Origin of the sequence: Paenibacillus sp. FSL H7-0326 (genome assembly GCF_001955535.1) — a bacterium.
GTDB classification, from domain to species: domain Bacteria; phylum Bacillota; class Bacilli; order Paenibacillales; family Paenibacillaceae; genus Paenibacillus; species Paenibacillus shunpengii.
Genome location: NZ_MPVN01000007.1, coordinates 144,699 through 152,533, shown reverse-complemented (window position 1 = coordinate 152,533; position 7,835 = coordinate 144,699). Strand labels below are relative to the sequence as shown.

At 41.5% G+C, this 7,835-nt stretch carries 7 protein-coding genes and 1 pseudogene; 6 read left to right on the top strand and 2 right to left on the bottom strand.

All coding sequences use genetic code 11. From position 1 onward, the window contains the following. Positions 1 to 731 precede the first annotated feature (731 nt). Entirely contained in the window at positions 732 to 1,163 is a 432-nt protein-coding gene (locus BK126_RS29555) for a GNAT family N-acetyltransferase (RefSeq protein WP_341180713.1), read from the top strand. 152 nt (positions 1,164 to 1,315) lie between these two features. Then, positions 1,316 to 1,801, top strand: coding sequence for a hypothetical protein (locus tag BK126_RS25430; protein ID WP_143757798.1), 486 nt, complete (start codon positions 1,316 to 1,318; stop codon positions 1,799 to 1,801). Here the strand turns inward: BK126_RS25430 and BK126_RS25425 are convergent. Beyond that, positions 1,775 to 2,080, bottom strand: coding sequence for a hypothetical protein (locus tag BK126_RS25425; RefSeq protein WP_076315291.1), 306 nt, complete (start codon positions 2,078 to 2,080; stop codon positions 1,775 to 1,777). The two genes, BK126_RS25430 and BK126_RS25425, sit on opposite strands and share 27 nt — an antisense overlap. A 215-nt stretch (positions 2,081 to 2,295) precedes the next feature. Between BK126_RS25425 and BK126_RS25420 the strand changes: the two genes are divergently transcribed. From BK126_RS25420 to BK126_RS28920, 4 genes and pseudogenes are all read left to right on the top strand, one after another. Next, complete coding sequence (locus BK126_RS25420; RefSeq protein ID WP_076315290.1) at positions 2,296 to 2,793, top strand: DinB family protein; 498 nt, start codon at positions 2,296 to 2,298, stop codon at positions 2,791 to 2,793. A 393-nt stretch (positions 2,794 to 3,186) separates the two neighbouring features. Continuing rightward, on the top strand, positions 3,187 to 3,858 hold the full coding sequence (locus BK126_RS25415) for a response regulator transcription factor (RefSeq protein WP_076315289.1): 672 nt from the start codon (positions 3,187 to 3,189) through the stop codon (positions 3,856 to 3,858). Continuing rightward, on the top strand, positions 3,855 to 5,246 hold the full coding sequence (locus BK126_RS25410) for a HAMP domain-containing sensor histidine kinase (RefSeq protein WP_076315288.1): 1,392 nt from the start codon (positions 3,855 to 3,857) through the stop codon (positions 5,244 to 5,246). Before BK126_RS25415 ends, BK126_RS25410 begins: the two co-directional genes overlap by 4 nt. A gap of 305 nt (positions 5,247 to 5,551) precedes the next feature. Then, positions 5,552 to 6,535 (top strand): annotated as a pseudogene (locus BK126_RS28920) (IS110 family RNA-guided transposase); the annotation flags it as partial. Positions 6,536 to 6,928: 393 nt separating this feature from the next. On the opposite strand, the gene BK126_RS25385 reads toward BK126_RS28920, so the two are convergent. Beyond that, on the bottom strand, positions 6,929 to 7,759 hold the full coding sequence (locus tag BK126_RS25385) for an SDR family NAD(P)-dependent oxidoreductase (protein ID WP_076315286.1): 831 nt from the start codon (positions 7,757 to 7,759) through the stop codon (positions 6,929 to 6,931). Positions 7,760 to 7,835 lie beyond the last annotated feature (76 nt).

Genomic DNA, 7,835 nt, shown 5'->3' with positions numbered 1-7,835 from the left:
TTTTTATGTTATCGGTACAAGTTCGTGTCCCGAGTCAAGGACAAGAACATGTACCGATTGCCGGAATGGACAAGAACATGTACCTATTACCGATTAGATAGATATCTAATAAATATCTAATAAATATCTAATAAATATTACAGCTTTCTCATTAAGCTAACGGGCAGTTTACGTTAAAGATCCGTTTAAAGCAGAAGGTTTGTTCTAAAGAAAATTGAATAAGAAAAATGGATGTATAAATATATTCTGCACTCGGTGAGGTGATTTAGGTGTCAATTGAGGGTAAAATTAAAACCTTGCTAAAGGAATTAAATTTTAAAGAAACAATAATAAAAAACACTACAGTTTATACAGCTAAACCAAATATATCTAAAAGTTACTTTTTTATCTAATCTGGAATCATATGTTCTAGAGTATGCTGATAATTATGAGGAAGCGGAAAGGGCGAGGATGAGTTAATCAATGAAATGCGTGATGAAATACTTAAAAATCTAAATTCAACTAACGGAAAACGTTAGTTCAGCTATTCAGGAGCAATTTGTCACAACGGCAGCTCTCTTTTTTATTAAGCTAAAGGGCAGGATAACACAGAAAAACAAGTCATAAAAAAGGAAATAAGAGGAGGTTTCGGGAATATGTAAATAAACTAAAGTACTCAAATAAGTTAAATTTCAAAATTATCAGAAAGTGGAGGGATAGTTACGAAAATTACCCAAACTACAGATTATGAATTGCTTGCACGCTTAAATAAGCACATACACGAATTACATGTAACGTTATACCCAGAGTTGTTTGTGACATATAACTTCGAAGGTATTCGAGAATCATTTAAGCAGTTGGTGATGAATGAGAATAGGGCTTATTTAGTTTTAGAGGATATGGGAGAAGCACTTGGCTACGCATGCATCGAAATCATCGAATATCCTGAAGATACCATAACGAAAGAGAGAAGATCTGTATTAGTGCATGACCTCAGTATCATAGAAGGGCAGAAAAGGCGAGGATATGGATCGCATCTTATGAATCATATATATGAAATTGCCAGGAGTAAGGAGATAGACCTGATTGAACTAAGTTATTTTGCTAATAATGAACATGCCAGTAATTTCTATAACAAGCAAGGGTTTGTAGATTATAGAAAAATTGCATACAAAAAACTGTAAGTCCTTTTTTGACGAGGCACAAGCATGAAAGCATCTGAATGAATATTGCTTGTTACGCTAAAGGAGAACTATAGTTCAATCAACAAAGCTGCAGCAGATCGGAGGATCAGCTGCAGCTGTTGTTGAAGTAAAGGGCAGTTTAGTTCCAATATGTGGTATTATGTACATCTTCACCAACACCAGCAAATTCTGAGGCAATACAAACCGTTAACTTTGATCCAACGATTAAAAATAGAAGAAGTTATCCTATAACAGAAGAAAAAGAGAACATGGTGCGCGGTTTGAAGATATACTGCCTGCATATGGCGGCTCATTTTTCACGAAATTTTAACATTCCTGGAGATACACAAGATGTAGTTGTCACTACGCTATCCGGAGCAATTGGTGGAGATAGTGGAGGGTTAGTTTACTCTATCGCTAACAATGGAACAAAAAACTATGCTCGTATAGAAGGAGTTTATGCAGGATCGTTATTGCAAAATGGCATCGAAGAAAGCAGCTGGTCAAATGATCGGCAGCTTTGTTCACTTATGGACAGGTTAACTAAAATTTTTTGGGTTAAACAAGCCAGAGTTTCTCATATAAAAAAGCTTGCTGAAGATATTAAATTTTCACTCGGGATAAGCTTCCTCGATTGATAGAGCTTTGGGTTGGCCGAAAAAGTTTTTATTAAATCTTATATAATATTCTTTTCCTTCTTCGAGAAAGGGTGTCACGATTTGTGGAACCCCAATTCCTTTATGAGTAATGTTATCCATATATGTTACATGGATTGATTTTTCGTTGATTCTATCTAATTTTACTACAGCACTTCCCACTCCAGTTTTAATGGAAAGGTAGATAAAAATAATAATCACAATTAACAAAATTCCAGTTGAATAAAATAACTTATTATGATTTTTTCTATTTCTTAACATAAGAACAAAACCTCCGTATTACTAGACATATAAGTACAAGAAAGATCCCGCGACCAATCAGCATTTTTTCCAATAAAAGTATATCAAAAACTAATAATACAAACTAGTTATAAAACAAAACAATAATGGAAGTTACTTTAAGCTAGCGGTAGAATACTTACAATATATGCTAGTATGTAAGGAGTACATTTCACACAAGGGGGACGAGGGATTCAATGGTGAAACAACTGATCGTTGGGGACGCGATGCATGAGCTGACCATGACGCGCCATATTCTGGAGCGCTTGCCCGAGGAGCATATGACGTGGAAACCACACGTGAAATCGATGACGTTGGGCGGGCTAGCCACACATCTGATCAACCTGTTGAACTGGCAAATCGCCATATTTCTTTATCCAGAATTTGATTTATCGACCATTCCGCTTCGGCGGGAAGCCTTGGAAACACGCAATGACGTGCTGGAGGAATTCGACGCGAACGTCGTCAAGCTTCAGCAGCTGTTAGCCGACTGTGATGAGAATACGCTAAGTGAGGAATGGACCTTGCGGAATGGTGACCATATCATCCTGCGCCAACCGCGGGCAATCGCACTTCGCACCTTCGGATTAAACCACATGATTCACCACCGGGCGCAGCTTGGAGTGTATTTGCGGCTCCTTGATATTCCATTGCCAGGCCTCTACGGTCCTACTGCTGATGAAGAAGGCAAATGAACGAACGTTCAACGAATGAATCAGCGTTAGTCCAAAACAGAAGAAACAGGCCTTTCCGAGGATCACCACGAAGGACAGCTGGGGGTCTTGGACACATCCTGAATATACGCTGTATGCCAACCGAAATTATTCCTATTCGTTGGTAATCAGCGTTGTGGGATAGCTTTGGACAGCTAATAAATATGAGATTATAAAGCAGTTGCCCTGTGGCAGCTGCTTTATGTTTTGTATGCCTTTTTTGCATGCCTAGAGGATATAAACATGTTTATTGTGAGTAATTTTGTTACATAGAAATGATAGCCGTCATAAAGTAGGTTGTGAGAGTTGACATTGGGTTTAGATTCAACGGTTATTATATTGCTTATTAGTTCAGTTTATCTAAGGAGAAGTTGTATGAAGTTTCTTGTAGTAGATGATGACTTTAATATACGGCAACTCGTTTCCATACACTTAACAAAGCAAGGATATAAAGTGATAACTGCAAACAACGCAGAAGAGGCGCTTCTGTTGTTAGAAGAATCTCGTGTGGATCTGGCTATTGTTGATGTAATGATGCCCGGAATGAATGGGTTTCAATTAACTAGATGCCTCACTGAGGAATTATCTATTCCCGTCATACTCCTTACAGCGAGGGGACAGATCGAAGACAAAGAGAAGGGATATTTAGCCGGAACCGAAGATTATATTGTAAAACCGTTTGAACCCCAAGAGCTGCTGTTCCGAATGGCCGTGGTTCTTAGGAGAATGGATCGCTCCGTCCAATCCGTACTGGAGATCGGCAACGTTCAATTGGACCATCGAAGTTTCGAAATGAGAATTGGGAAAGAGACGATGTTAATGCCGATGAAAGAGTTTGAATTACTCTCTCTGATGTTTTCATATGCTCCTAAAGTGGTCACTCGAAGTTTTCTAATGGAGGAAGTCTGGGGAGACAGCGAGGAGAATCTGGAATCCACACTAAATACACATATTAATCGCATTCGAGATCGACTAAAACGTCATGAAGCTAACGTTGAGATTCAGACCGTTCGTGGAGTGGGTTACAAAATAGAGGTTTTAGTATGAATAGCTTGTATAAACAATTTGTTACAGCTGCTTTGACGACGTTATTCATTAGTACGTTAATAGGGTTTCTTATTGTAAATACTTATTATACGGATGTAACGAAGCATAATACAGATGAACAGTTGGTTGAAATTGCGTATCATGTCGTCGATTTTCTAGAGAATACACCATTATCTACAGAAGCTGTATTTGAGTATCTAGATTCAGTAGCTCTACTTGGATACCAGATTCACCTCGATAATTTTGAGGGAGATACCTATGTCTTTGGTGAACCGTTTAATAGTAGTCATTCATTGTCTGACTCTGCAAAAGAGATCGTACAAGGTGGAGAAGTTTACCATGGCGTTCGTCATTTAAATAACGGTATGTTTAGCCATTTTGATAATGAATTGCGGAACACGGTAGGTGTTCCTTATCATAAGGGTGAAACTGCATATGGTTTGTATATCAGGGCAAGTAATGATACGGTAACCACCGATTTTCACAAGTTGTTGATTGTATTCCTGCTTATTATTGCAGTTGTCAATGTTCTAGGTATGTTGTTGCTGGCTAGGCATATGACAAAGTCCATTTCTTATTTAACAGAAGCGACGAAGCAAATAGCTGTCGAAAATTATAATTATCATTTGCATATTTCTAGAAAGGATGAGATAGGGCAACTTGCCTCAAGCTTTCATCTTATGCAAATAAAGCTGCGTCACAATGATCTGGCAAGAAAAACATTCATAAGTAACGTTTCTCATGACTATCAGTCTCCTCTCATGAGTATTCAAGGCTATGCCCAGCTCTTGAAATCTCCTGTAATAGATGATAGTGAACGAATGGAGTATGCAGCAATAATTGAGAAAGAAACCCAGCGTTTGTCTAATCTAACCAATCAACTCCTAGTGGTCACTTCACTTGATCAAGAGTCGTACCCAATGACTTATACCGATCTACAATTGGATCTTCAGATAAAAGAAGTCATTCGAAAGTATTGGTGGAGAATTGAGGAAGCAAACATTGATGTATCGTATATTTTGCCATCAACTACGATATATGGTGATAAGAAGCTGCTCGAAAACATATGGGATAACCTATTGACCAATGCTGTGAAATATAACAAGCCCGGGGGGCTTATTGATGTTTCCATCGTTCCATTAGGCAAGAGCGTGGAAGTCATATTTAGAGATACCGGGATTGGCGTAGAGGAGGAGGATCTCCCTTATATATTTGATAAGTTCTATCGTGTAGATCCTTCAAGACCGAAGGAAGGTACTGGCCTAGGTCTATCCATTGTGAAACAAATCGTTGATTTGCACCAAGGAACGGTTGAAGTAGAGAGCACTCCTGGAGTCGGAACAAAGTTCAAAGTGCGCTTGCCCCTGTCACGATCCATCAAGTCATAAAAATAAGGGAGGAGAGAGCATATAATGTCATTAATGCAAGCGGATGTATCAAATCCAGAGCGGTAAGCCTGTCTAATAGGCACGCCCGGTAACCTTCTATGGGAGCCGCTTGTCTTGTTTAAGTAAATGCAATAATATCTCCTCCGTGCCTGAACCTGGGACCGGAACAAAGAAACACCAGTGCAATCCGGGGTCATTATCGATGACAGCCGTGGAATGAAGCTCGAACTCCATCTCCTGTCCGTCTGGAAGACGAAATAATGCGGTGGCTACACGCTTTTGCTTGATTTCATACATACGGTGTTGTAAACCCATTGCACGTAAAGAAAAGCAAAGAATTAGATGACAATTCGCCTGCGAAAAACGATGTTAAAGATGCGAAAGTCATTGCGCAGTTGGTCAAGGATGGGAGATACGCCGTACCAAGCTTTCCTCACGGCATTTATGCCGAACTAAGGGAAGCAATGAAGATTCGCGAGATCCTAACAACTGACCTTTGCATGGTTCAAGCACGAGTCCATAACTGGTTAGATCGGTACTTCCCAGAGTTCTTGACGGTGTTTAAAGATTGGGAATGCAAGTCTGCCATTCAAATGTTGAGTCTTTATTTAATGCCGAATGAGCTTGTTGAGGTCTCGGATGAAGCCTTACTGCAGCATTTACGAGCAGTTACAAAGCGAGGTCTTGGTCTAGGTCGGATCCAGAATCTGAAGGAAGCAGCAAGCCGATCTGTAGGCATAAGAGAAGGCACAGAATTAGCGAAAATGGAACTTAAGCTCATGCTTACTCAGTAAGAATGGCTTCATAGCCAACTCGAGGAACTGGAAGCAAGGTTAGATTCGTTACTCATACAGATTCCTCATGTGCAACAGTTACTGGCCATTAAAGGAATTGGAAGAGACACCATCGCAGGTTTCCTTGCTGAAGTAGGTGACATTAGCAAGTACCGACATCCTAGGCAAATTACAAAGCTGGCTGGATTGAGTTTAAAAACTAATTCGTCCGGTACTCATACAGTCAAACTAAGATAACGAAGCGAGGCAGGAAACGTCTTCGTGCCTTGCTTTTTAGAGTTGCCGTTGGTGGCTAAGAACGCAGCTTTCAAGGCATTGCACGAGTATTACACAAAACGGCCGATAAATCCGTTGAAGAAAATGCAATCTCTCATCGCATTATGTAACAAACTCATACGGATCCTGTTCGGCATTTTGAAGAAGGAACATGAGTTTAGCGAAGGGAAGATGATCCAGGATATCCCTCGATTAAAGGAGTTACCACTAGCAGCTTAACGAAGTGTTTTTAAGGACGATGACCAAACCAATATAACAAGAAGCACGGATGAGTCGGAACTGAACTAACATACGGACGAAGATCCTGTCGGGCAGCATATCTGACCTCCACCTCATGGACAGGTTGAATGAAGGAATGTGAGAGCGTAGACTCTGTGAGATGTGGGAGGGTTAACTACCATGGGCTATGTGGAGATCCAATCTTAGAAAAGATAGTTTGGTCAAAAGCTAAGAAAACGTGAGCATTTAAGAGAAAAGTGATTCTCCATAGAGGGAGTTTAGTTGAATTGAAGTCTACGTATCGGCTCACTTGGAAGTATCGTAAAGAAACAAGGGACAGACTGCCTTGTCGGCAGCTGCCCCCTGTCTCTTTACCTTTTGCTAATTCAAAATCTAACGGTGGCTTATCGACGCTGCGTTCGAAACAGCCTCCCATGTCTCCCAAGTGGCTAAACGATCGGCATAGACACCGCGCACCAAAGGCAAGACCCCTGAGCCGACCGCAAACCGAAGAGGTGGGTCCTCGGCGTCTATGATTTGAAGAATTGCATCGGCCGTCGCATTCGGATCGCCTCGTTCTTCTGTCGATAAACGAACGGACACCTGATTTCGAAGTTCAGCGTAGACTTCCAATCCCTGTGATGTCTTCATGGACAGTGGGCTTCCAAAGTCAGTTGCGAAGGCGCCCGGCTCGAGCAAAGTGACCTTAATGCCGAAGCTTTTAACCTCCTGAGCGAGGCTATCGTGCAATGCTTCGACTGCCCATTTGGACGCGCAATAGAAGCCGATGAGCGGAGCTGCAACAATCCCCATGGCACTTGAGACGCCGAGAATGTGCCCGCTGCCCTGTAGTCGAAGCAGAGGCAGGGCAGCTTGGATCACACGAAGCGTACCAAAGTAATTGGTGTCAAATAGTTCGCGGACGTCGGATTCGTCAGCCTCTTCAGTCGTGCCAACCAGGGTGTAACCGGCGTTGTTTAGGACGACGTCCAGCCTGCCGAAATGCGCATGAGCCTGCTGAACGACATGCTCGACCTGCTGGGAATCTGTTACATCGAGCTCTAGGGGGAGAACAGCGTCTCCAAAACGTTCCTTAAGTTCGGCGATGTTTTCTGGTGTTCGAGCAGTCGCGGCGACCTTATCCCCGCGAGAGAGTGCAGCCTCCGCCCAAATGCGCCCTAATCCGCGAGAGGCTCCTGTAATGAACCAGACTTTGTTTTCCATAGTATTATCCTCCAATACAGTTCTTGTGTGTAGTATTTTTCAAGCTTCTGTTTTCTCTTTCGTTCTTCTATAATGT